This window comes from Pantoea sp. X-Soil-ISGK-259, assembly GCF_059730705.1.
Window position 1 is genome coordinate 3236191 of sequence record NZ_AP035986.1, and the last position, 22690, is coordinate 3258880.

General features: G+C 55.0%; 23 protein-coding genes and 1 pseudogene. 7 read left to right on the forward strand and 17 right to left on the reverse strand.

What is annotated here, in order from left to right; translation table 11 throughout:
* Nucleotides 1-85 precede the first annotated feature (85 nt).
* The 8 genes and pseudogenes from AC6I77_RS15280 to rppH all read right to left on the reverse strand — a co-directional run bounded on the left by AC6I77_RS15280 (nt 86) and on the right by rppH (nt 6559).
* Entirely contained in the window at nt 86-421 is a 336-nt protein-coding gene (locus AC6I77_RS15280; protein ID WP_008925652.1) for a prepilin-type N-terminal cleavage/methylation domain-containing protein, read from the reverse strand.
* The gene (locus AC6I77_RS15285; protein ID WP_033743127.1) at nt 372-776 is read right to left on the reverse strand and encodes a DUF2509 family protein; all 405 of its coding nucleotides are present in this window, start codon (nt 774-776) and stop codon (nt 372-374) included. Before AC6I77_RS15285 ends, AC6I77_RS15280 begins: the two co-directional genes overlap by 50 nt.
* Nucleotides 773-1305 (reverse strand): annotated as a pseudogene (locus AC6I77_RS15290) (prepilin peptidase-dependent protein). Before AC6I77_RS15290 ends, AC6I77_RS15285 begins: the two are co-directional and overlap by 4 nt.
* A complete protein-coding gene (locus AC6I77_RS15295; RefSeq protein ID WP_003853948.1) occupies nt 1296-1766 on the reverse strand; it encodes a prepilin-type N-terminal cleavage/methylation domain-containing protein in 471 nt (156 codons plus the stop codon). Before AC6I77_RS15295 ends, AC6I77_RS15290 begins: the two are co-directional and overlap by 10 nt.
* Nucleotides 1767-1957: 191 nt before the next feature.
* On the reverse strand, nt 1958-2752 hold the full coding sequence (gene thyA / locus AC6I77_RS15300; RefSeq protein ID WP_008925655.1) for a thymidylate synthase: 795 nt from the start codon (nt 2750-2752) through the stop codon (nt 1958-1960).
* Nucleotides 2749-3630 (reverse strand): prolipoprotein diacylglyceryl transferase, encoded by an 882-nt coding sequence (gene lgt, locus AC6I77_RS15305; protein WP_003853950.1) that lies wholly within the window; start codon nt 3628-3630, stop codon nt 2749-2751. Before lgt ends, thyA begins: the two co-directional genes overlap by 4 nt.
* Nucleotides 3631-3772: 142 nt before the next feature.
* Nucleotides 3773-6019 (reverse strand): phosphoenolpyruvate--protein phosphotransferase, encoded by a 2247-nt coding sequence (gene ptsP / locus AC6I77_RS15310; RefSeq protein ID WP_497817098.1) that lies wholly within the window; start codon nt 6017-6019, stop codon nt 3773-3775.
* Nucleotides 6020-6031: 12 nt separating this feature from the next.
* Nucleotides 6032-6559: an RNA pyrophosphohydrolase gene (gene rppH / locus AC6I77_RS15315; RefSeq protein WP_003853952.1), complete on the reverse strand. Its 528-nt coding sequence runs from the start codon at nt 6557-6559 to the stop codon at nt 6032-6034.
* 684 nt (nt 6560-7243) lie between these two features.
* Here rppH and mutH point away from each other — a divergent pair.
* The 4 genes from mutH to AC6I77_RS15335 all read left to right on the forward strand — a co-directional run bounded on the left by mutH (nt 7244) and on the right by AC6I77_RS15335 (nt 10249).
* Nucleotides 7244-7921: a DNA mismatch repair endonuclease MutH gene (gene mutH, locus AC6I77_RS15320; RefSeq protein WP_003853953.1), complete on the forward strand. Its 678-nt coding sequence runs from the start codon at nt 7244-7246 to the stop codon at nt 7919-7921.
* Nucleotides 7922-8020: 99 nt separating this feature from the next.
* Entirely contained in the window at nt 8021-8731 is a 711-nt protein-coding gene (locus AC6I77_RS15325; RefSeq protein ID WP_008925658.1) for a TerC family protein, read from the forward strand.
* A 118-nt stretch (nt 8732-8849) separates the two neighbouring features.
* Complete coding sequence (locus AC6I77_RS15330; protein ID WP_003853956.1) at nt 8850-9068, forward strand: YgdI/YgdR family lipoprotein; 219 nt, start codon at nt 8850-8852, stop codon at nt 9066-9068.
* A 140-nt stretch (nt 9069-9208) separates the two neighbouring features.
* Nucleotides 9209-10249: an NADP(H)-dependent aldo-keto reductase gene (locus AC6I77_RS15335; protein ID WP_003853957.1), complete on the forward strand. Its 1041-nt coding sequence runs from the start codon at nt 9209-9211 to the stop codon at nt 10247-10249.
* Between the two features lie 40 nt (nt 10250-10289).
* Here AC6I77_RS15335 and AC6I77_RS15340 read toward each other — a convergent pair whose 3' ends face one another.
* The 5 genes from AC6I77_RS15340 to AC6I77_RS15360 all read right to left on the reverse strand — a co-directional run bounded on the left by AC6I77_RS15340 (nt 10290) and on the right by AC6I77_RS15360 (nt 14715).
* Nucleotides 10290-10742: a GNAT family N-acetyltransferase gene (locus tag AC6I77_RS15340; RefSeq protein ID WP_497817099.1), complete on the reverse strand. Its 453-nt coding sequence runs from the start codon at nt 10740-10742 to the stop codon at nt 10290-10292.
* Nucleotides 10739-11512: an FCD domain-containing protein gene (locus AC6I77_RS15345; RefSeq protein WP_003853961.1), complete on the reverse strand. Its 774-nt coding sequence runs from the start codon at nt 11510-11512 to the stop codon at nt 10739-10741. The genes AC6I77_RS15340 and AC6I77_RS15345 overlap by 4 nt, the downstream gene beginning before the upstream one ends.
* A 96-nt stretch (nt 11513-11608) precedes the next feature.
* Nucleotides 11609-11926 carry a PTS sugar transporter subunit IIB gene (locus AC6I77_RS15350; RefSeq protein ID WP_003853964.1) on the reverse strand — a complete coding sequence of 106 codons (318 nt, stop codon included), beginning with the start codon at nt 11924-11926 and terminating at the stop codon, nt 11609-11611.
* A gap of 15 nt (nt 11927-11941) precedes the next feature.
* Nucleotides 11942-13369, reverse strand: a complete 1428-nt coding sequence (locus AC6I77_RS15355) for a glycoside hydrolase family 1 protein (protein ID WP_039660749.1) — start codon at nt 13367-13369, stop codon at nt 11942-11944.
* Nucleotides 13366-14715, reverse strand: coding sequence for a PTS sugar transporter subunit IIC (locus AC6I77_RS15360; RefSeq protein ID WP_497817100.1), 1350 nt, complete (start codon nt 14713-14715; stop codon nt 13366-13368). Before AC6I77_RS15360 ends, AC6I77_RS15355 begins: the two co-directional genes overlap by 4 nt.
* A 178-nt stretch (nt 14716-14893) precedes the next feature.
* Here AC6I77_RS15360 and AC6I77_RS15365 point away from each other — a divergent pair, with 178 nt between their 5' ends.
* Nucleotides 14894-15202 carry a PTS lactose/cellobiose transporter subunit IIA gene (locus tag AC6I77_RS15365; RefSeq protein ID WP_140034078.1) on the forward strand — a complete coding sequence of 103 codons (309 nt, stop codon included), beginning with the start codon at nt 14894-14896 and terminating at the stop codon, nt 15200-15202.
* A 32-nt stretch (nt 15203-15234) separates the two neighbouring features.
* Here the strand turns inward: AC6I77_RS15365 and lysA are convergent, their stop codons facing one another.
* Nucleotides 15235-16491, reverse strand: coding sequence for a diaminopimelate decarboxylase (gene lysA, locus AC6I77_RS15370; protein ID WP_187513001.1), 1257 nt, complete (start codon nt 16489-16491; stop codon nt 15235-15237).
* 102 nt (nt 16492-16593) lie between these two features.
* Between lysA and AC6I77_RS15375 the strand changes: the two genes are divergently transcribed.
* Nucleotides 16594-17514: a LysR family transcriptional regulator gene (locus AC6I77_RS15375; RefSeq protein WP_008925663.1), complete on the forward strand. Its 921-nt coding sequence runs from the start codon at nt 16594-16596 to the stop codon at nt 17512-17514.
* Here the strand turns inward: AC6I77_RS15375 and AC6I77_RS15380 are convergent.
* Nucleotides 17511-18674, reverse strand: a complete 1164-nt coding sequence (locus tag AC6I77_RS15380) for an MFS transporter (RefSeq protein WP_003853977.1) — start codon at nt 18672-18674, stop codon at nt 17511-17513. The two genes, AC6I77_RS15375 and AC6I77_RS15380, sit on opposite strands and share 4 nt — an antisense overlap.
* Nucleotides 18675-19034: 360 nt before the next feature.
* Between AC6I77_RS15380 and AC6I77_RS15385 the strand changes: the two genes are divergently transcribed.
* Entirely contained in the window at nt 19035-19661 is a 627-nt protein-coding gene (locus AC6I77_RS15385; RefSeq protein ID WP_105099879.1) for a serine protease, read from the forward strand.
* Between the two features lie 304 nt (nt 19662-19965).
* On the opposite strand, the gene lysS is transcribed toward AC6I77_RS15385, so the two are convergent.
* Together lysS and prfB are read right to left on the reverse strand one after the other, a co-directional pair.
* A complete protein-coding gene (lysS, locus tag AC6I77_RS15390; protein WP_003852896.1) occupies nt 19966-21486 on the reverse strand; it encodes a lysine--tRNA ligase in 1521 nt (506 codons plus the stop codon).
* A 2-nt stretch (nt 21487-21488) separates the two neighbouring features.
* Nucleotides 21489-22587, reverse strand: a protein-coding gene (gene prfB / locus AC6I77_RS15395; protein WP_099257461.1) for a peptide chain release factor 2 whose coding sequence is annotated in 2 segments (ribosomal slippage) — nt 21489-22511 and nt 22513-22587 — 1098 coding nt in all. Because the reading frame shifts where the segments join, the coding sequence is not laid out codon by codon here.
* Nucleotides 22588-22690: the final 103 nt, after the last annotated feature.

The following is a 22690-nucleotide window of genomic DNA, read 5'->3' on the forward strand; positions in this document are numbered from 1 at the left end:
ACTCAGAACATGACTGCGGTATTGCGGCACTCTCACTTTACCGCGTATCGCCGTTGAAACCCATCAAAAGGGCGACCCGCGACGTTTAACAACGCAGGCGTGTCAGGCTGGCACTACGCTGATAAGGCCCCGTTACGTCAGCCCGCTCCAGAGTGCAGCCTGAGGGACTGCTCTGCTCTTGCAGCGTGGATTTCCAGCCTGCCACTTCATGCCCTGCCAGACGTTGCTCAGCAACCCGCCATGCCTCACGCTGATACCATTGCTGGCTGAATCCCACTGCCAGTGCGCGATGATAGTGCAACAGGGTGCTGCTGCTTAATGCCATTAACAGCAGAGCAAACAACACTTCCGGCAGGCTGAATCCATCGCGCTTACAAACAGGCTGCCAGAGGCGTGAGCGGGCAATAGTCGATCCAGCCATGCGGCAACGCGGTAATCTGATTGCCCTGTAGCCGGACCCAATGCCAGACCGCCATGCCACTGCCGCTTGCCTCACCTTTAAGCAGACCTTCATCCTTTTCTCCTCGTTGTAAACAGCTGCGCCAGCCCTGGCGATCATCCTGCTGACAGCGGGCCGCCTCACTGGCTGGCCAGTTCAGGGATAAACCCCATTGCAGCGCCGACTGCGCCCGCCAGAAATCCTGCACAAACTGCTGCTCATCGGCCAGCAGTCGCATTCCCTGCTCTGACATCTTTCGGCTGGCGTGCAGCGTAAAACTCCCGATGACCATAATCATTAACACCATGCCCATGGCGCTGCTGCCTCGCTGCTTCACAGGTTCTCTCCCTCAATCCAGCTCTCCACGGTTTCAAGCCAGCGACCAGCCCGACCCTGCAACACTATCCTGACCTGCCTGCCCTGCTGGCTCACGCTGAACTGCTCCAGCGTCATAAACGCGGGATCGGAGAGCCGCTCCCAGCCTGCTGACTGACACTGCTCAACACCACGCTGCATCTCAAGCTGCTGTTGTCGCAGGCGATAACCGTAATAGTCACTTTCTGCATGGCTCACCCCTTCCCATTGACCGTTGCTGTTTTCATCCCAGCGCAGCAGCAGGCAATTTTCACTGATTTTCAGTGCCTCCCTGGCACATTCACCGTGACAGTAACCCGCACGCCGCACCGACTTTCCCCCGTTGCCATCATCTGCTGTAACTCCTGACGCAGCTGTGCCCGTTGCAGCACGCCAGCGTTCTCTGCCAGCAGCAATGGCAGAAAACGGCCAACACTGAGCATGATGACGGCGCTGATTGCCATGGCGATCAGCATCTCCAGCAGGCTGAATCCTGCGATTTTCAACGGCATGTTTCCTCATCGATCATGCAGAGGCGAATACGGGCTCTGGCTGAGATAATCAGACGTATGCGTCCGGCGCGATTTCCCAGTTCAATGCTGCCCGCTCTGGCGACATTGCGGCGGCCATAGAAACCCGGTTCACCCCGGATGCCATAGAGCACAACATCCGGGTGCGGCGCGATGAAATGCAGCCGTTTCCCGTGACCGCAACCCGTCACAGGGCGGCTTCCGGCACCGATACACCAGGGCTCGCCAGGCTGTGACCATAGCACCAGGTCGCTATTCTGCCGGTTGGCCTGGGCGCGCAGCCGTAGCAGGAATCCCTGCAGTTGCTGAGCGCTGTCAAGTAGCGCCTGCCGCTGTTGCCAGCGCTGCCAGCCATTCATCGCGGCAAGACTCAGCATGCCAGCAATGACCATCACCAGCAGCAGTTCCGGCAGAGTAAAACCACGTAAGTATGCTGTTTTCATCACCGCAGAGTGCGGGGTACAAAAAGGTGAAACAAGGCGTGTTGTAGCAGACTGGAAAGCGCATTGCAGAGAATATGCCCCATCAGCAGACAGTGGCAAAAAAGAACGAGCGGTGCCGCAGATTTGCCGGTTTGCAGGCAAAAAAAAGCCCCGGCGAGGTTGCCAGGGCGTTATTTTCTATCTATCGCAAATCAGACAGCGACAGGGGCTTTGATCGCAGGATGGGGATCGTAGCCTTCAATCTCGAAATCGTCGAACTGATAATCAAACAGTGATGCCGGTTTGCGTTTGATAACAAGTTTTGGCAGCGGACGTGGCTCACGAGTCAGCTGCAGACGCGCCTGTTCCAGATGGTTGCTGTAGAGGTGCGTATCACCGCCGGTCCAGACGAAATCGCCCACCTGCAGATCGCACTGCTGCGCCACCATATGCACCAGCAGCGCATAGCTGGCAATGTTAAACGGCAGGCCCAGGAAGATATCGCACGAGCGCTGATAAAGCTGGCAGGAGAGCTTGCCGTCCGCCACGTAGAACTGGAAGAACGCGTGGCAGGGAGCCAGCGCCATCTCACTGAGTTCACCGACGTTCCAGGCTGACACGATAATCCGGCGAGAGTCAGGATCGCGCTTTAGCTGCTCCATCACCTGACTTAACTGGTCAATTTCCTGACCGCTGGCTGTTCCCCAGCTACGCCACTGCTTACCATAGACCGGGCCGAGATCGCCGTTCTCATCCGCCCACTCATCCCAGATTGAGACCTTGTTTTCCCTGAGATAAGCGATGTTGGTGTCACCTTTCAGAAACCACAGCAGCTCATGAATAATGGAGCGGATATGGCATTTTTTGGTGGTGACCAGCGGAAAACCATCCTGCAGATTGAAACGCATCTGGTGGCCAAAAATTGAAAGCGTACCGGTGCCGGTACGGTCAGCTTTTGGTGTGCCTTCGTGCAGCACATGTTGCATTAAATCCAGATACTGTTTCATTTTTCCTCGCGAAATTGTGGCTGCGGGCGACGACGATACGCCCAGATCATCATAATAATACCGGCAACAATCATTGGCACAGAGAGGATCTGTCCCATACTGATTCCGCCTTCAAACAGGCCAAGCTGGGCATCCGGCTGGCGGAAGAACTCAACGATAATACGGAAAGCGCCGTAACCAATCAGGAACAGGCCAGAGACGCTACCCATCGGGCGTGGCTTACGGATAAACAGGTTCAGGATGATGAACAGCACCACGCCTTCCAGCGCCAGTTCATAGAGCTGGGAAGGATGACGCGGCAGTACGCCATAGGTGTTGAGCAGCGCCTGATATTGTGGATTGGTGGCGGCCAGCGCGACATCTTCGCTGCGAGAGCCCGGGAACAGCATAGCGTAACGGAAGCCCGGATCGACACGGCCCCAGAGCTCGCCGTTAATGAAGTTACCGAGACGACCAGCACCCAGACCAAACGGGATCAGCGGCGCAATGAAATCAGCAACCTGGAAGAAATGTCGTTTGGTACGGCGGGCAAAGACCAGCATCACCACAATCACCCCGATCAGGCCACCGTGGAACGACATGCCGCCATCCCAGACTTTAAACAGATAGAGTGGATTTTCCAGAAACAGCGGTAAGTTGTAGAAAAGCACATAGCCGATACGTCCGCCCAGGAATACACCCAGGAAACCTGCATAAAGCAGATTCTCAACTTCCTCTTTTTTCCAGCCGCTGCCAGGCTGATTGGCACGACGTACAGCCAGCCACATGGCGAAAACAAAGCCCACCAGATACATCAGACCGTACCAGTGAAGCGAAACCGGTCCGAGCGAGAAGATCACTGGATCGAACTGCGGAAATGCAATATAGCCGTTATTCATCATTCACCGTCTATTTTTCAACCCTGAAAAGGGGCGTTGTCAGGCACATAAATTAAGGCTGCGCATAATAGCACAGCCGGTTTTCTGAATTGTCTTGCAAATGTAAAGGCGGATAACGCGCAAAGCCTGAGCCGGTGTGGTACTAACGACCACCGCGAATCAGCCCGCCTAATCCACGCCGCTCCATAAAGGCCGAGACCAGATGGCGCACTTCCGTGGCGGTGTCGGCCTTCATCCCCTGCTCGCTGAGCTTCTGCGCTTCTTCGTGATCCAGATGGCGCAGCAGGTATTTAACGCGCGGTACGTTTTTACCGTTCATGCTGAGATGGTGATACCCCAGGCCAACCAGCAGTGCGACACACATCGGATCGCCCGCCATTTCACCACACAGGCACAATTCCAGATTGGCCAGGCGGGCTTCCTGTGCAATCGCATTCAGCGCGCGCAGCATCGCCGGATGCAGCGAGTCATAAAGGTTTGCAACACGGGTGTTATTGCGGTCCACCGCCAGCAGATACTGCGTCAGGTCGTTGGTGCCGACCGAGACAAAATCGACGCGTGACGCCAGATGCGGGATCATAAACAGCATCGACGGCACTTCGATCATGATCCCGATACGCGGTCTGGGAATCGGGAAGCCCAGCATCTCTTCCACTTCGCGACCGGCGCGATCGATCAGCTCTTTTGCATCATCGATTTCGTCGATATGACTGATCATCGGCAGCAGAATACTGAGGTTGCCAGAGGCGGCGTTGGCGCGCAGCATTGCGCGTACCTGCACCAGGAAGATTTCCGGCTGATCCAGCGTCAGGCGAATGCCGCGCCAGCCCAGGCAGGGATTCTCTTCACTGATCGGCATGTAAGGCAGCTGTTTATCGGCACCCACATCCAGCGTTCGCAGCGTCACTGGCTTGTTGCGAAACAGCTGCAACATACCCTGATACTGAGCCACCTGCTCCTCTTCCGACGGGAAGCCATTCTGCAGCATAAACGGGATTTCGGTGCGGTAGAGACCGATGCCATCCACCCAGTCGCCCACCGTCTGCTCATGTTCCGGGCTTAAGCCAGCGTTGAGCATCACCTGCACGCGCTCGCCACTTTTCAGCTCACCCGGCTGATCGACCACGCCTTCCGCCATTTTGCTCAGCGCGTTCTCTTCGCTGATCAGCCGCTGATACTCCTGGACCAGCACCGGCTCAGGATCGATCAGCAGCTCACCGCGATAACCGTCGACGATCAGCAGGCGTTTGTTGAGCTGATGAGGCTGGATGTCAGCGCCCATGACTGTCGGGATCCCCATCGCGCGGGTCAGGATCGCCGCATGGGAGTTGGCTGCACCGTCACGCACCACTACGCCCGCCAGCCGCTCCTGCGGCAGCTCAGCTAAGGTCGTGGCGGTCAGCTCATCGGCCACCAGCACAAAGCGTTCCGGCCAGGCATTGGTGCCGACCAGGGTGTCATCGAGGTGGAACAGCAGACGCTGGCCCAGTCCCCGCAGATCGCCTGCACGTTCACGCAGGTAGTTGTCAGTCAGGCTGGCGAACTGTTCAGCAAACTTCTCGATCACCTGTTTCACCGCCCATTCCGCAACCGATCCGCGCTCGATCTCATCGAACAGATCTTTCTTCAGACGGGCATCGGTTAACAGGTGAGAGTAGAGATCGAAAATGGCCGCGCTCTCTTTTTGTGCGCTGGCGCTGAAACGTTTGCTGAAACGGCGAAATTCATTGGTTGCTTCGCTCATGGCGAGCGACAGACGCTCACGTTCACGATGAACATCCAGCGTTGAGGCGGCTGAGACCTGATCAAGCAGTGGCTGCGTCTCATCGACCCAGCCTGGTGCTACCGCCACGCCAGGCGCTGCCGCAATCGCACGCACCCGGGTCTGTCGGAACTGGCCAAACAGTTGGCCCATTTGAGATTGCGACAGCAAAGCCGCCATCTGCGTAGCCAGCGTGACCAGAAATGACTCTTCGCTTTCATCAAACTGACGGTGTTCGCGCTGCTGCACCACCAGCACGCCAAGGAGCTGGCGGCGGCTGATAACAGGCACACCGAGGAAGGAGCGATAGCGCTCCTCTTTCACTGCGGGGATATATTTGAAGCTGGGATGGCTTTGGGCGTCAGCAAGGTTAATCGGTTCGGCCAGACGGCCCACTAAACCGACGATACCCTCGTCAAAAGCCAGCGTTACGGTGCGGCCACGCGGTTTTTTGAGTCCGCGCGTCGCCATCAGGTAATAGCAGCGACGGTCCTGGTCGGCGAGGTAAACGGAACAGACTTCCGTATCCATCGCCAGACAGATTTCATTGACCAGGATGTCGAGTGCTTCATTGAGACGCGGCGCACTCGCCACTTTTTCTACAATTTCACGCAACTGAGTGAGCATAAAGGGCGTGGCCTATCCTCTCTTACGACGATGGGCAGGATTATTTCGCTGCCCCGCACTCTCCTGCATAGACATCACCACGCCAGCGAATTCCTTCATTACCCGACGATAAACATCGCGCTTGAAGGAGACAACCTGACGCACCGGATACCAGAAGCTGACCCAGCGCCAGCCATCAAATTCAGGCGTGCTGCTGCGCTGCACATTGATATCCGCGTCATTACACATTAACTGCAGAAGAAACCACTTTTGTTTCTGGCCGATACATACCGGCTTTGTGTCCCAACGCACCAAACGTTTTGGCAACTTGTAACGTAACCAGTTGCGGGTAGAAGCAAGTATTCGAACATCTTTCCGATGCAATCCGACTTCTTCGAACAGTTCGCGATACATCGCCTGTTCTGCGGTTTCACCGGGATTGATGCCTCCCTGAGGAAATTGCCAGGAGTGCTGTCCAAAGCGCCTGGCCCATAACACTTGTCCCTGCCGGTTACAGATTACGATACCAACATTCGGGCGGTAGCCATCATCATCGATCACCGGACTACCTCAAAGCAAAATTTGAATGGGCTGATTGTTTCACACTCCTTACAGGCGGTAAACCACTGGATTCATGGGGTATCAGACCATCAAATGCGGGATAACTCACAGAAAACGGCAAAGTTATAAACAAACAGCGTGAAAAAGATCAATCTTATTCACTTTTTCTGTGGATAGCTTTGTGCAGAACGCGGGAGTTAACTGAATAACATTTTCACTGCTCGCAGAATGACTCAAAAGAACCAGCAACGCATCATTATGATATTTAATGAAAATAAATCATTCTGGCTCTCCCTGAGACTTTCCTAAACTGCCAATATTCTCGCGACAACTGACAATTGATTAAAAGATAACCACACTCTTTTTTATCCACAGATAATCGCTCAGGGTTAGGTCAGAGCGGCGAAATTATGCTCAGACAAAGAAAAGTCAAGGCTGTAAATGGAACCAGTACCGCACCAATACGGGGGTTATCCCATTTTTCTGTGGATAACCGGGATGGAGATCCTGTTCATTGTTGCGCGTAAGCTGGGATAACAATGCCTGTCTCATGATGGCGCAAGGGTTATCCGTTAAAAAAAGTGCGATCTATCATGTTATTATCGATCCCTGATGCGGTGAATTTTAGTGAAAGGATTTCCTCACCCTCAACTGTATAAATTTTAATCATTGCGAGTTATCAACATGAGTTACCTGCCAGGACCACCTGAAGATGAAGCCAGCCTGCTGGCGCGTGCGCAGGATTTAGCCGGCTTAACACTGGAAACGCTGGCCGCTCGCGCCGGGCTAACCATGCCTGCGGATCTTAAACGTGATAAAGGCTGGGTCGGCATGCTGCTGGAGTTACATCTTGGTGCCAGCGCGGGCAGCAAAGCGGAACAGGACTTTGCCCATCTGGGTATCGAACTGAAAACCATCCCGATTGATGCGCAGGGAAAACCGCTGGAAACCACCTTTGTCTGCGTCGCCCCGCTGACCGGCAACAGCGGCGTCACCTGGCTCACCAGTCATGTGCGCCATAAACTGGCGAGGGTGTTGTGGATTCCGGTTGAAGGTGGGCGTGAGATTCCGCTGCGGGAACGTCGTGTGGGCGCGCCGCTGTTATGGAGCCCGGATGCAGAAGAAGATGAGATGCTGCGTCAGGACTGGGAAGAGTTGATGGATATGATTGTACTGGGACGCGTTGAGCAGATTACCGCACGGCATGGTGCCTGGTTGCAAATCCGCCCGAAAGCCGCCAACAGTAAGGCGCTGACAGAAGGTATTGGCGATCAGGGCCAGCCAATTATGACCTTGCCGCGCGGCTTCTACCTTAAAAAAAGCTTCACCGGGCCACTGCTGGCGCGGCATTTTCTCCTGTGAATCGCGCCACTCGCGCTGAGCAATCGCAATTTTGTGGGAGATCGGTGAATTGAATGCGTATAATCGCCGTTTACTTTTCGTTTAGGATTGAATGTCGGTATGTTTGAGTGGATTGCTGATCCCAACGCCTGGCTGGCGCTGGGCACCCTGACCATCCTTGAGGTGGTGCTGGGTATTGATAACATCATTTTCCTGTCGCTGGTGGTCGCTAAACTGCCAAAGCACCAGCAAGCCAGCGCACGTCGCATTGGTCTGATGGGCGCGATGCTGATGCGTCTTGGCCTGCTGGCCTCTATTGCGTGGGTTGCCCGTCTGACTAATCCGCTGTTTACGCTGATGGATCATGCGTTTTCAGCGCGCGATCTGATTCTGCTGTTTGGTGGACTGTTCCTGCTGTGGAAATCGAGCATGGAGATCCATGAAACGATCGAAGGCAGTGAAGGCGAACATAACACCCGCGTTCATTCGTTCCTCGGCGCGATTGTACAGATTATGATGCTCGACATTATTTTCAGTCTCGACTCTGTTATCACCGCTATCGGCCTCTCCGATCATCTGTTCATTATGATGGCAGCCGTCGTCATTGCGGTGCTGATGATGATGTTCGCCGCGCGCGCCATTGGTGAGTTTGTTGAACGCCATCCGTCGGTGAAAATGCTGGCCCTCTCCTTCCTGATTCTGGTCGGTTTTACCCTGATTCTGGAGAGTTTTGCGGTCCATGTACCAAAAGGTTACATTTATTTCGCGATGTTCTTCTCGATGGCGGTTGAGTGTCTTAACCTGATGCGCAGTAAGAAAAAGCACGCCTGATAAAGTCAAGGGCGAGCCTGCTCGCCCGGTTACTTTCAGATTTCTGCGATTAACCCTGCCGGCAAAAACATTTATTACTACACTGTTTGCACGTGACCATTTGTGAGGATAAGGCGTGATGAAAGGGTTGGCAGGAGTAGCACTGGTGATGGTAACCGCAGCATTCTTAAGTGGATGCAGTTCTGATTATGTCATGGCGACTAAAGATGGTCGTATGATTATGACCGAAGGTAAGCCAAGCATTGATAAAGAGACCGGTCTGGTTGAGTACACAGATCAGACGGGTCACATGGTGCAGATTAACAGCGATGAGGTTTCAACAATCATTGAACGTTAAGTGCCCTGTTTAATCGCCTGCCATCAATTCCCCGCTGGCAGGCGATTTCCCCGACTTTTCCCCCTTCCTTCCCCGCCATTGCTCGCGCTATAGTCCCTGAGAACACAACATTCCATTCCATAAAGAAAAGGAAGCTGGCAATGCACTATCATCGTATTCCTCACAGCACGCTGGAAGTGAGTCAGCTGGGATTGGGTACCATGACGTTTGGCGAACAGAACAGCGAAGCCGACGCCCATGCTCAACTGGATTTAGCACTCCGTTCCGGCATCAACTTTATTGATACTGCCGAGATGTATCCAGTGCCACCGCGCCCGGAAACCCAGGGTCTGACCGAACAATATATTGGCAGCTGGCTCAAACAGCGCGGCAGCCGCGACAAAATCATTCTGGCCAGTAAAGTCGCCGGACCGTCGCGCGGCAATGATGCGTCCATTCGCCCGGATATGGCGCTGGACCGTAAAAATATCCGTGCCGCGCTCGATGCCAGTCTGAAGCGCCTGAATACCGACTACCTTGATCTTTACCAGCTGCACTGGCCTCAGCGTCAGACCAACTTTTTTGGCAAGCTTGGCTATCAGTACAGCGAAACCACAGCACAGGTCACACTGCTGGAGACGCTGGAAGCGCTGGCCGAACAGGTGCGCGCCGGTAAGATTCGTTATATTGGCGTGTCGAATGAAACGGCATGGGGCGTGATGCGTTATCTGCAACTGGCAGAGAAGCATGAGCTGCCGCGCATTGTCAGCATTCAGAACCCCTACAGCCTGCTGAACCGCAGCTTTGAAGTGGGTCTGGCCGAAATCAGCCAGCATGAAGGCGTGGAACTGCTGGCCTATTCCAGCCTGGCGTTTGGTACGCTAAGTGGCAAATACCTGAATGGCGCGCAGCCTGCGGGCGCACGTAACACGTTGTTCAGCCGCTTTACCCGCTACAGCGGCGAGCAGTCACAGCAGGCCGTTGCAGAATATGTGGCGTTAGCGCAACAGCATCAGATTGACCCATCGCAGATGGCTTTAGCCTATGTGCGTCAGCAGCCGTTTGTGGCCAGCACACTGCTGGGTGCCACCACGCTTGAACAGCTGCAGATTAATATCGACAGTTTCAATCTGACCTTAAATGCCGAGATTCTGGAAGGCATTGAGGCGATTCATCGTCGCTATACCTATCCGGCGCCATAAGTGTGTCTTTGCCAGCTGCCGCCCTGGCGGCTGGCCTCTTTTACAGATCGAGATAATAGAGTTTTACTGGTTTATCCGGATACTCCAGCGCCTCTCCCTGGGGCAGCCAGCCAGACCGTTCGTAGTAGCCCTCAAACGTTGACCAGAGCCACAACCGTGGATAGCCCCGTGCCTGTGCATAAGCAATGACATGCTGCTGCAGCGCCTCGCTGACACCTTTGCCGCGCGACGACTCATCAACATAGAGCGCCGCCAGCCACGGGAAAAGATCCTGACGGCTGATCAGGTCGCAGCGCCAGAATCCCGCGGTGCCGACCGCCCTGCCCGCCTCCAGAGCGACAAAGGTTACGGGGAAGTCAGCACCGTTCAGGCTGCTGTTCACCACACTGGCAAAGAACGCGTGGCTACTGGCTTCACCAAATGCGCGCCACTGCCAGTCAATAATCTGATCGGCAAACTGTGGGGCATCACTGAGCGAGACAATCTCAATCACATCAGTTTCCCCTGAAAGATCGGGACTGAATCAAACAGGTAGCCATCAAAATCAGGCGCATCGGCGTCGGAAAGCTCCAGCAGCGTATTTTTGACATTCTCAAGGTGCTGCCAGGTCGACTGCCAGGCCCCCATCACATCGCGCCGACGCAGAGCAGCCAGGATAGTCTGGTGATCGCCGAGCCACTTCAGGCGATAGGCGCGGGTTTCAAACTGCGGGCGCAGCTGCTGCCAGAGCGGGCTGCTGTCGTGATGCCGCCAGATACTGGTAACGGTATCGAGCAGCATCTGATTCTGACTCGCACCCGCCAGCAGCAGATGAAACAATTTGTCGTTGTCCTGACTGCTGTCGTTGGCGGCGATGGCACGTTGCTCCTGTTCCAGCGTACGTCGCAGATTTTCAATGTCCGCTTTAGTCGCCATTTTTGCGGCAAAGGCGGCAATATTGCTCTCCAGCAACTGACGCGCCTGTAGCATTTCAAACGGGCCTACGTCGCTGCGGAAAAAGGCCTCTTCTTCATCATCACTGGCGGAAGGAATACGCATTACATAGACGCCGGAGCTCTGACGGATATCCACCGTACCTTCCAGCTCAAGCATCAATAATGCCTCGCGCACGATGGTCCGGCTGACGCCCCAGGTTTCAGCCAGCTGACGTTCAGGCGGCAGGCGCGATCCCACCGGATAGTGTCCGTCACTGATCTGCTGACGCAGGTGCTGACCAATTTCCTGGTACTGCTTTTTTTCTTGCGGCGCTTCGGCTTTGTCCACACTTTTACCCTTTGCAATCAACGCGCTAACGGCATTGCCGCCGTTCCCTGCGCGACAATGCCCGCGAACCGGAGAGGCTGGCTCGCAAACTGGGGCTCAGTGTATCAAAGCCAGCGCCTGATCGAGTACCTTTGCACCATTCAGCGTGCCGTAAGCAACCGTATCGATTACCGCGATAGGCAACTGATAGCTGTCAGTGAGTTTTCTGTTCTCCTCCAGTTTGAAGCGCACCTGAGGCCCGAGCAGCACCACCGCCACCTCGCTGCCGTAGTTTTGCAGCTCTTCACGCAGGTTTTGCTCCGGAATAGCGTAGATCTGAAATGCCAGTCCGCGAGCGGCGACCTCTTTTTCCATCCGCGTGACCACCATTGAGGTCGACATGCCCGCAGCACAGGCCAGAACAATTCGTTTCATGCTCGTTTCCTCGCGTTATTTCGGCTCATCATCAAGCCACAGGGTAAATTGCTGCGTGTCACGGAGCGTACGGAACCAATGGGCAGATTTCTTCATACGGCGCTGACGGTGCTTATCTAAGTCGATTTCGATCAGACCATAGCGGTTTTTAAAGGCATTCATTGGTGAGACGTTGTCGGTAAACGCCCACAGCATGTAGCCCTGACAGTTAATGCCCGCCTGGCTGGCGCGTATCGCCTGATGCAGGTGTTCGCTGATAAACGCGATACGGTAATCGTCCTGAATTTCCCCACCGGCATCTTTGAATTGGGTTTCGTTCTCAATGCCCATACCGCTTTCCGCCACAAACCACGGGATATTGCCGTACTCATCGCGCATTCGTTGTGCCATATCCCAGATAATTTCAGGCTGAATTTCCCAGCCGCGCGAACGATTCATCCGCCGCCCAGGCAGTTCAAAGTGTTCGTAATACCAGGCAGGATGAAAGGGTGTCTCGGGATGCCAGGCGCGGGACGGCGCCTTAACGCGATGGGGATAGTAGAGATTAAGGCCGACCTCATCGACGGTATTGGCAGCAATAATCGCCAGCTCTTCCGGCGTGGTTTCCCACTCAATCTGATGCTTATCAAGCAGCGCCAGCAGCTCCGCCGGATACTCGCCTTTAATCGCGGGGTCGAGAAACACCCGGTTGTAGAACAGGTCATAAATATGCGCCGCCTTCTGGTCGTGCGGGGCGGATGATCGCGGATAGGTGACCTCCGGGTTAAGAATGGTACCAATGCGACCGGCATAGCCACGCTTGCGGAAAAGCTGCACTGCCCGGGCAGTCGCGAGATTTTTATGGTGGTTCCACTGCATCCATTTATGCGTGTTCTGCTCATAAGGCCAGCGCAGCGCGTCGAGATAGACGCGGGTCTGCACCACAATGGGCTCATTAAACACAAACCAGCGTGTGACCCGACCGGCATAACGTTTAAAAACCTGTTCGACATAACGAATAAACAGTTCAACCACATGCTTTGACTGCCAGCCTCCATATTGCTCAAGCAGCAAGGCTGGCAGCTCGTAATGCTCCAGACAAAGCATCAGTTCAATGCCCTGACGCTGCATTTCATCAATCAGCCGGTCATAGTAAGCGGCATATTCCTCATCGACCGTGGCGGTTTCATAATCAATCAGGAAACGCGACCAGTTAATGGAAGTCCGGTAGTGGGTCAGCCCGCTGGCCTTCATTAGCGCCACATCTTCACTAAAGCGATTGATAAAGTCAGTGGCAACCGCCGGGCCATAGCCGTTGTGCCAGACGTGACGATCCTGCTGATACCAGGCGTCAGGCCAGGAGTCCTGGCCCGGCTTTTTTCCGCTCCAGCCTTCCGTCTGCCAGGCGGAGGCAGCAGCCCCCAGAATGAAATTCTCAGGTATGTGGACAGTCTGACGACTCATAACACCTCCGTTCGGTTGGGGTTCAGCTCAGGTTGCAGGCTCTTTGCTTCCGCTGCATCCGCGCGGCGGGCTGCGACTTTCACAAAGGGCAGATAGATGAGTACTGACACCAGAATGCAGACGATCTGCGTCACCACTGCGCCCATCGATCCAGCCGTTGAAAGCCAGGCATTGATAATCGGAGGCGTGGTCCAGGGCACCATCACCACGGCTTTCCCGGCAAAGCCCATCACCGTCGCGAAGTAGCCAATAGAACCTGTCACCAGCGGTGTGATGATGAAAGGGATAGCCAGAATCGGGTTAAGCATAATCGGCATACCAAATATAACCGGTTCGTTGATATTGAAAATGCCTGGGCCGAACGACAGTTTGGCAATTTCACGCATCTCTTTGCGTCGCGTCGCCAGCATTACGGCAGTGAGTAGCCCGATGGTCAGGCCGGAGCCGCCGATGCTCATATAGACATCCCAGAACGGCATGGTGATGATGTTCGGTGCCTCTTTTCCCTGCTCAAAAGCGGTCATGTTGACCAGAATTGCGCCCAGCAACAGTGGCTCACGAATCGGTTTCACCATCTGGTTGCCGTGAATACCAATCACCCAGAACAGCTGGGCAACGAACATCAGAATCAGAATGCCCCACAGACTCTGCACCACCGACTCCAGCGGCTGCTGCACCACCTGGTATACCGCGTCGTAGAGGTACATGCCGGTAACGCGATGGAAGATAAAGCCAAAGGTCGCTACCAGCGTCACAGTAATAATTGAGGGGATAAGCGCAGAGAATGAGGCGGCCACATTGGGCGGCACAGTGTCGGGCATTTTGATTTTCAGCCGCTCAACCTGTTCAAGGCGGCAGTAGATCTCTACCGACAGAATGGCGATAAACATGCCGAGAAACAGGCTCTTGGTATCGGAGAATTGTTTGGCCAGCACATCGGTGACCAGATGCATCTGCCCATCGACCATCATCTGTAAGGTGGTCGGCGTCACCGATATAAAGCAGATGATTGCCAGCAGACCGGGAAACAGCGTTTTTATACCGTTGATGCGCCCAAGCTCAATACCAATCAGGAACAACGCACCAATGTTAAGAAAGCTGAGCGTGGCGTAATTGATACTGCTGGTGATGGGCTTGAGGTCAGCTAAGAAAGCCAGAGCGGCAAAGCTGGCAAGGCCATTTTTGCTGTCCAGCACCATGTTAGAAATCAATACCGAGAAGGCGCCAACAATGATTACCGGCATCAGTGTAATGAACGAGGCTTTAATCGCCATGATGTAGCGATAACTGTTAAAGCGGGTGGCGAAGCTGCCCAGGGAATCGATAAGGCGGTCCTGTAAAGACATGATCAATCCTCAGAGATGTAAGATCGGTAGTCCTGTAATCATCATGATCTTCCTTGTTAGTGGCATACCAAAATGACGAATACCCGCGTTTTTTTCTGTGATGAATCTCCCGGAAATGTTTTTTGGCATTCCAGTATGATTAAAAAGGCCAATTTGGCATACCAATAACGGAGGCGTTATGGATTACGAACAGACTATGATGGAATTACTGATCAATGCGGGAGAAGCACGCTCGTCGGCGATGATGGCGATTCAGTGCGCGCGCAAACGCGACTGGGCCGGGGCTGATGCCGGGCTGGCAGCCTCTGATACTGCGGCAAAAGCGGCACATAAAATCCAGACCGCGTTGATTGGCGCAGACGAAGGAAGCGGAAAATTACCGGTCACGCTGATTCTGGTGCATGCGCAGGATCACCTGATGAATGCAATGCTGTGCCGCGAGCTGGCAGAGGAATTGATCATGCTGCGCAAAGAGATCTATGGCTGACAGGCGGCGGCCTCGCCGCCCGAGTGAGGTGATTAGCTGATTTCCAGCGCCAGTAATGACTCAATCGTCTGCGCGCGGCGGATTTCGCGCGGCTGGCCCTGCTCAAACAGCACTTCCGGGATCAGCGGACGGCTGTTGTAGTTAGAAGACATGGATGCGCCGTAAGCACCGGTGTCGTGGAACACCAGATAATCGCCCACTTTCGCCGCCGGAATCGCGCGCGGTTCGACCATGCCGCCCTCCAGCTGGGTAAAGACATCACCCGATTCGCACAGCGGACCTGCAACCACCGTGTCGATCGTCTGCTGCTCATCAATGGCCCGCTCATCGCCCGCCATCAGCGAGATATGGTGATAGCTGCCATACATGGATGGGCGCATCAGATCACTGAAACCGGCATCAACCAGCACGAAGTGACGGCTGCCCATCGACTTCACTGCCCGGACCTGCGACACCAGTACGCCAGCCTCGGCCACCAGGAAGCGGCCTGGTTCGATCTCCAGTTTGACCGCGTGCCCCAGATGCTGAGCAATGCGCTGCCGCGCTGCGTCCCACAGGCCGAAATAGTGATGCGTATCGATCGCCTCTTCACCGTAGCGATAAGGAATAGAAAGGCCACCGCCCGCAGAGATTGCTGACAGATCCTGACCTGACGCCATCACCAGTTCCACCATCGCATCACAGACCTGCTGCAGATGCGCATAATCCACACCTGAACCGATATGCATGTGGATGCCCACCAGCTGCAGACCGTACTGTTTAATGGTTGCCAGCGCCTCGGCTAAGTCACCGTGCCAGATACCGTGCTTGCTGTTTTCGCCACCAGTATTGGTTTTCTGACTGTGGCCGTGACCAAAACCAGGGTTGACCCGTAGCCATACCGCGTGTCCCGGTGACACCGCACCGAGTTGATGCAGCATATCGATCGAACCGGCATTCACCGGCACCTTTAACGCAGTCACCCGCTCAAGTGTCGGTTGATCGAACAGATCAGCGGTAAAGACGATCTCATCACCACCAGGCTGATAACCGGCGGCCAGCGCACGTTCGATCTCACCCAGCGATACCGAGTCCACTTTCACGCCCGCCGCGCGCATCAGGCGCAGGATATGCGTATTCGAGCAGGCTTTCTGCGCAAAGCGCACCACATCAAAGGCCTGCAGCTGAGCAATACGCGCCTGAATAATCTGCGCATCATAGGCCCAGAACGGTCCACTATAACGACGTGCCAGTGGCAGCAGGTTAGTGGCGTTGAGTGCGGTTTCGGTATTCTGTAAGGAACGTGGCATAACAATTCTCCTGTGGCGTTAACCGCATTAAGCCAGATTCGTGTCATAGCGAAAAATATCTGTTTTAATAGCATCTATGCAGAATTGATATGGATAAACGGCGTGGCAAACATTAACTGGCGGCATATCGAAATTTTTCATGCGGTGATGACCAGCGGCAATCTGACGCAGGCCGCCACGCTGCTGCACACCTCACAGCCTACCGTGAGCCGGGAGCTGGCACGTCTGGAGCAGCAACTGGGATTAGAGCTGTTCGGGCGGGTACGCGGTCGCCTGCAGCCGACGGTGCAAGGGTTGCGTCTGTTTGAAGAGGTTCAGCGCTCCTGGTATGGCCTGGACCGCATCATGGAAGCGGCAGAAGGCCTGCGCCAGTTTCGTCAGGGCGAGCTGTCGATCGCCTGTCTGCCCGTTTTTTCGCAGTCGCTGCTGCCGCCGCTGTGTCAGCCCTTTTTACAGCGTTACCCGGATGTGAGTCTGAATGTGATTCCGCAGGAGTCGCCGCTGCTGGAGGAGTGGCTGTCGGCGCAGCGCTACGATATCGGCTTAACCGAAACCCAGCACGCGCCGGCCGGAACTGACCGCCTCGCCCTGCTGACCTGTGATGAAGTGTGCGTGTTGCCGCAGAATCACCCCTTGAGTCAGCGTGAGGTGCTGACGCCGCACGACTTTGCGGGTGAAAAGTATGTGAGCCTGTCGCGCAGCGACAGCTATCGTCAGCTGCTGGATGCGCTGTTTCAGGAGCAGGGAGTGGAACGGCGGCTGGTGATGGAGACACACAGCGCCGCTTCGGTATGCGCAATGGTCAGGGCGGGCGTGGGGATTTCGATTGTGAATCCGCTGACGGCGCTGGATTACGCCGACAGCGGTGTGGTGATGCGTAAGTTCAGCGTGGCAGTTCCGTTTACCGTCAGCCTGGTGAGACCGCAGCACCGCCCTGCGTCGGCGCTGGTGGATGCCTTTGTCAGCCATCTGCAGCAGCAGGTGGCTGACTTTCCGGCGCGAATCGCCGCCCGTCTGGCTTAAGCGCGAACCCTGGCGGTCGTATGGCCCGACTTACGAAAGGTAATCAGACAGACCAGCAGACCGATGGCGGCCAGCGCAGCCGCAGCAACCGGCACCGCCGTCAGGCCGAATCCCCGGCCAATCACTGCGCCACCGACCCAGGCACCTAACGCATTACCCACGTTGAATGCTGAAATGTTAAGGGTTGAGACCAGGTTCGGTGCTTCTTTGCCGTGACGCACTACGTTAATCTGCAGACCCGGCACCGTGGCAAAGGTTGCCATCGCCCAGAGGAACAGGGTGATCTCTGCCAGCCACAGCGCATGGCTGGTCCAGCTGAACAGCAGCGAGAAGATGGCAATCAGTGAGAAGCTGAGGATCAGGCTGAAGGAGACTTTCCAGTCAGCCAGTTTTCCACCAAGGATGTTACCGACCGTCAGGCCCGCACCTATCAGGAACAGCGTCCAGCTGACGCCGCGGTCGCTGATGCCCGTCACCTCTAACAATAGCGGCGCAATGTAGCTGAACAGTGCAAACATCGCCGCCGCAAAGCACACCGTCATCAGCAGCGACAGCCACAGTTTGCCGTTGGCCAGTGCGCCAATTTCACTCGCCAGATGAACCGGTTTTTCCTGTTTGTTGTTGGGCAGACTGACGATCAGGGCGATAAATGCCAGCACGCCGATCACCGCCACGCCCCAGAATGTCGCTCGCCAGCCAAACATCTGTCCGAAACTGGTTCCCAGCGGCACGCCCAGCACGTTAGCTAAGGTCAGCCCTGTAAACATCAGTGCCACAGCCGAAGCCTGACGCCCGGCAGGCACCAGACTGGCGGCGACAACCGCGCCAATCCCGAAGAAGGCACCATGACAGAGTGCGGTAACGATTCTGGCCAGCATCAGCAGGTTGTAGTTGTAAGCCAGCGCACACAGCAGGTTGCCGACAATAAAGATCACCATCAGCAGAATCAGCGTTTTTTTACGCGGTAGTCTGGCGGTCAGCAACGCCATTATCGGCGCACCAATTGCTACCCCCAGCGCATAGCCGCTGATTAGCCAGCCCGCCGACGGAATCGACACCTGAAGGTCACGCGCCACCTCCGGCAGCAATCCCATAATGACAAACTCGGTGGTTCCGATGGCAAACGCACTTAACGCCAGCGCCATTAATGCTACAGGCATAACACTCTCCCGGTTTCATTTGCAGGTGAACCGCGCGGACACGCAGCCCCTCGACGCTTATTAATTTTGATCTGCGTCACAGTGAGTATTACAGCATAGCGCTGGTGCACGACATAGCCTGTATGCAGCAAAGGATTATTGCTGAGGCCGCAATAATCGTGTCGCTGTGCCTGTCGCAACTTTCTTTCTCTGCCTGCGGACCCTACCTGAAAGACCCTCGCGAACCCGGGTCAGGTTGTCATTCTCCGTGAACCGATTACGCTTTTTAGTGCGTATTTAATTAATAAATCCTTAACGTTGCCGATATATCCCTAATGAATTGCCAGGTGATGTAATCAACTGCTGACGCAGGGAGAGAGAATGCAACGACTCATAGCCTTAATGGTTTTAGGCTTAACCGGCTGCTCGGTGGGGCATTATGAGTACAGTAAAGAAGCGGAAAAACGCGTTGATATGACCGTGACCGGCATTCCTACCGTGCTGGGGTTAGGCACGCTGGGTACTACCATCCCGCTGACGCCGGAGTACAGCCTGACCGCTGCGCACGTGGCGAAGTTCTCTCTTTACCGGGTTAAAGCCTGGCATCCGCAATGCGATCTGGCCGTGGTCTACCATAAAAACAGCGAAATGAATCTGCCACCCAGCTTTCGCAACAGCCATATTGGCGACCAGGTGAATCTCTATGGCTACAGTTTTATTTCGGCCATGCCGGTCAGCTCCAGCGGACAGAACCTGATTAATACCACGCTGGCGAACAGCTGGAATAAGCCGGACTGTGTTGTAGTCGCGGCGAATGCGGGTGTGGTGAAAGGGATGTCAGGCGGTGCGGTTTATAACGCCTCTGATGATACGCTGGCGGGTGTGATTATTGGCTACAGCAATAACATCAATGACAATGTCAGCGGTAAGACACTCTATAAAAACGTTGCGCTCTATGTGCCCTATTCCCGCTTTCAGAGCTGGTTGAATCAGGCGATTAAGTCCTGATGTTTGCTGAATGGACAGTGGTAAAAAAGGCCGGAACTTCCGGCCTTTTTCGTGCTGACAACGCCGAATCAGAGTGCATCTGACAGCAACGGATAAAGTAAGCGCGCAGGGAAGACGGTCAGATCGGAAAGACGCAAAAGCCGTCATCCATGACCGCTCGGCCCGCGCCATCCCTGGCGCGGGACGCTTTCCTTTTCTGACCGTATTCCCTGAGCAGGCTCGATCTCATAGCGAACCGGGCCATACTCTTTCAGCAGACATAAAAAAGGCCGGTATACCCGGCCTTTTCTGAGAACAGTCAGACTTACTTGCTACCTGGACGCAGTGCCGGGAACAGAATCACATCGCGGATCGTGTGGCTGTTAGTAAACAGCATCACCATACGGTCAATCCCGATACCCAGACCGGCGGTTGGCGGCAGGCCATGTTCCAGCGCGGTAACATAGTCTTCGTCGTAGAACATCGCTTCGTCGTCACCGGCATCTTTGGCATTCACCTGCTGCAGGAAACGCTCAGCCTGATCTTCCGCATCATTAAGCTCGGAGAAGCCGTTACCGATTTCACGACCGCCAATGAAGAACTCAAAGCGATCGGTGATTTCCGGGTTCTCGTCGTTACGACGGGCGAGTGGCGAGACTTCAGCCGGATATTCAGTGATGAAGGTTGGCTGAATCAGATGCGCTTCAGCCGTCTCTTCGAAGATCTCGGTCACGACGCGGCCCAGACCCCAGCTCTTCTCCACTTTGATATGCAGGGATTGTGCAATCGCCACCGCTTTATCAAAGTCTTCCAGATCGGCCAGATCCGTTTCCGGACGGTATTTCTTGATCGCTTCACGCATGGTCAGTTTTTCAAACGGCTTGCCGAAATCAAACTCCTGCTCGCCGTAAGGCACGACCGTGCTGCCTAACACATCCTGCGCCAGAGTACGGAACAGGCTTTCGGTCAGTTCGATCAGATCTTTGTAATCCGCATAGGCCATATAGAGTTCCATCATGGTGAACTCTGGGTTATGACGTGGCGAAATACCTTCGTTACGGAAGTTACGGTTGATCTCGAACACGCGGTCGAAGCCACCCACCACCAGACGCTTCAGGTAAAGCTCTGGTGCAATGCGCAGATACATGTCGATATCCAGCGCATTGTGATGGGTGATGAACGGACGCGCGGACGCGCCGCCCGGGATCACCTGCATCATCGGGGTTTCCACTTCCATAAAGTCGCGGCCTACCATGAACTGGCGAATGCCGGCCATGATCTGCGAACGAATTTTGAAGGTGTTGCGTGACTCTTCGTTGGCGATCAGATCAAGGTAACGCTGACGGTAACGGGTTTCCTGATCGGCCAGGCCGTGGAATTTGTCCGGCAGCGGGCGCAGGGCTTTGGTCAGCAGGCGCAGTTCTGAACAGTGAATCGACAGTTCGCCGGTCTTGGTTCTGAACAGTTTGCCACGCGCACCCAGGATATCGCCGAGGTCCCATTTCTTGAACTGCTCGTTGTAGATGCCTTCAGCCAGATCGTCACGAGAGACGTAAAGCTGAATCCGGCCGCCCACATCCTGCAGAGTAACGAAAGAGGCTTTACCCATGATACGGCGGGTCATCATGCGTCCGGCGACGCTGACTTCGATATCCAGCGCTTCCAGCTCTTCATTGCTCTTCTCGCCATAGCTTTCCAGCAGCTGGTTTGAAAGGCTGTCACGACGGAAGTCGTTGGGAAACGCCAGACCGTTGGCACGCAGCGCACTCAGCTTTTCGCGGCGCGTTTTCAGTTCGTTATTTAACTCAACGGCGGCATCAGCGCTCTGCGGTTGTTGTTCAGACATGTCTATAACCCTGCTTTTAAACTTGCTTCAATGAATCGATCCAGATCGCCGTCCAGCACCGCCTGGGTGTTACGCGTCTCTACGCCGGTGCGCAGATCTTTGATGCGTGCATCATCGAGAACGTAAGAACGGATCTGACTTCCCCAGCCAATGTCGGACTTGTTGTCCTCCAGCGCCTGTTTCTCAGCATTTTTCTTCTGCATCTCAAGCTCATACAGCTTCGCTTTCATCTGCTTCATCGCCTGATCTTTGTTCTTATGCTGAGAACGGTCATTCTGACACTGGGTGACAGTACCGGTTGGAATATGGGTAATACGGACCGCAGATTCCGTCCGGTTAACGTGCTGGCCGCCCGCACCGGACGCACGATAAACGTCAATGCGCAGATCGGCTGGGTTGATGTCGATATCAATATCGTCATCCACTTCCGGGTAGATAAAGGCAGAGCTGAATGAGGTGTGACGACGACCGCCGGAGTCAAACGGGCTCTTACGCACCAGGCGATGCACGCCGGTTTCGGTGCGTAACCAGCCAAAAGCGTAGTCGCCTGACACGCGAATAGTGACAGACTTGATGCCTGCAACTTCACCTTCAGACTCTTCGATAATTTCAGTTTTGAAGCCTTTCGCTTCGGCCCAACGCAGATACATACGCATCAGCATGCTGGCCCAGTCCTGCGCTTCGGTGCCGCCGGAACCCGCCTGCAGATCGATATAGCAGTCGGCGCTGTCATACTCGCCAGAGAACATGCGGCGGAATTCCAGTTCGCCCAGCTTGCCCTCAAGGACATCCAGCTCGGCAACCGCTTCGTCGAAAGTCTCTTCGTCTTCCGCTTCTACAGCCAGTTCAAGCAGACCCTGCACATCTTCCAGGCCCTGCGACATCTGATCCAGCGTCTGCACGATCGCTTCCAGCGAGGAGCGCTCTTTGCCCAGCGCCTGAGCGCGCTCAGGTTCGTTCCAGACATCGGGCTGTTCCAGCTCGGCGTTTACTTCTTCGAGGCGTTCTTTCTTGGCATCGTAGTCAAAGATACCCCCGAAGAACGTCGCTGCGCTCACTGAGGTCCTGAATACGGTTTTTGACCGGGTTAATTTCAAACATGGCTTTGGCGTCTTTCTTATGTTCGATGGGACAGGAAAATTAACGCACAAGTTTACCCGAAACTGGCGGCAGATTGTAGCGCTGAGACAGCGGGCTGATGCCG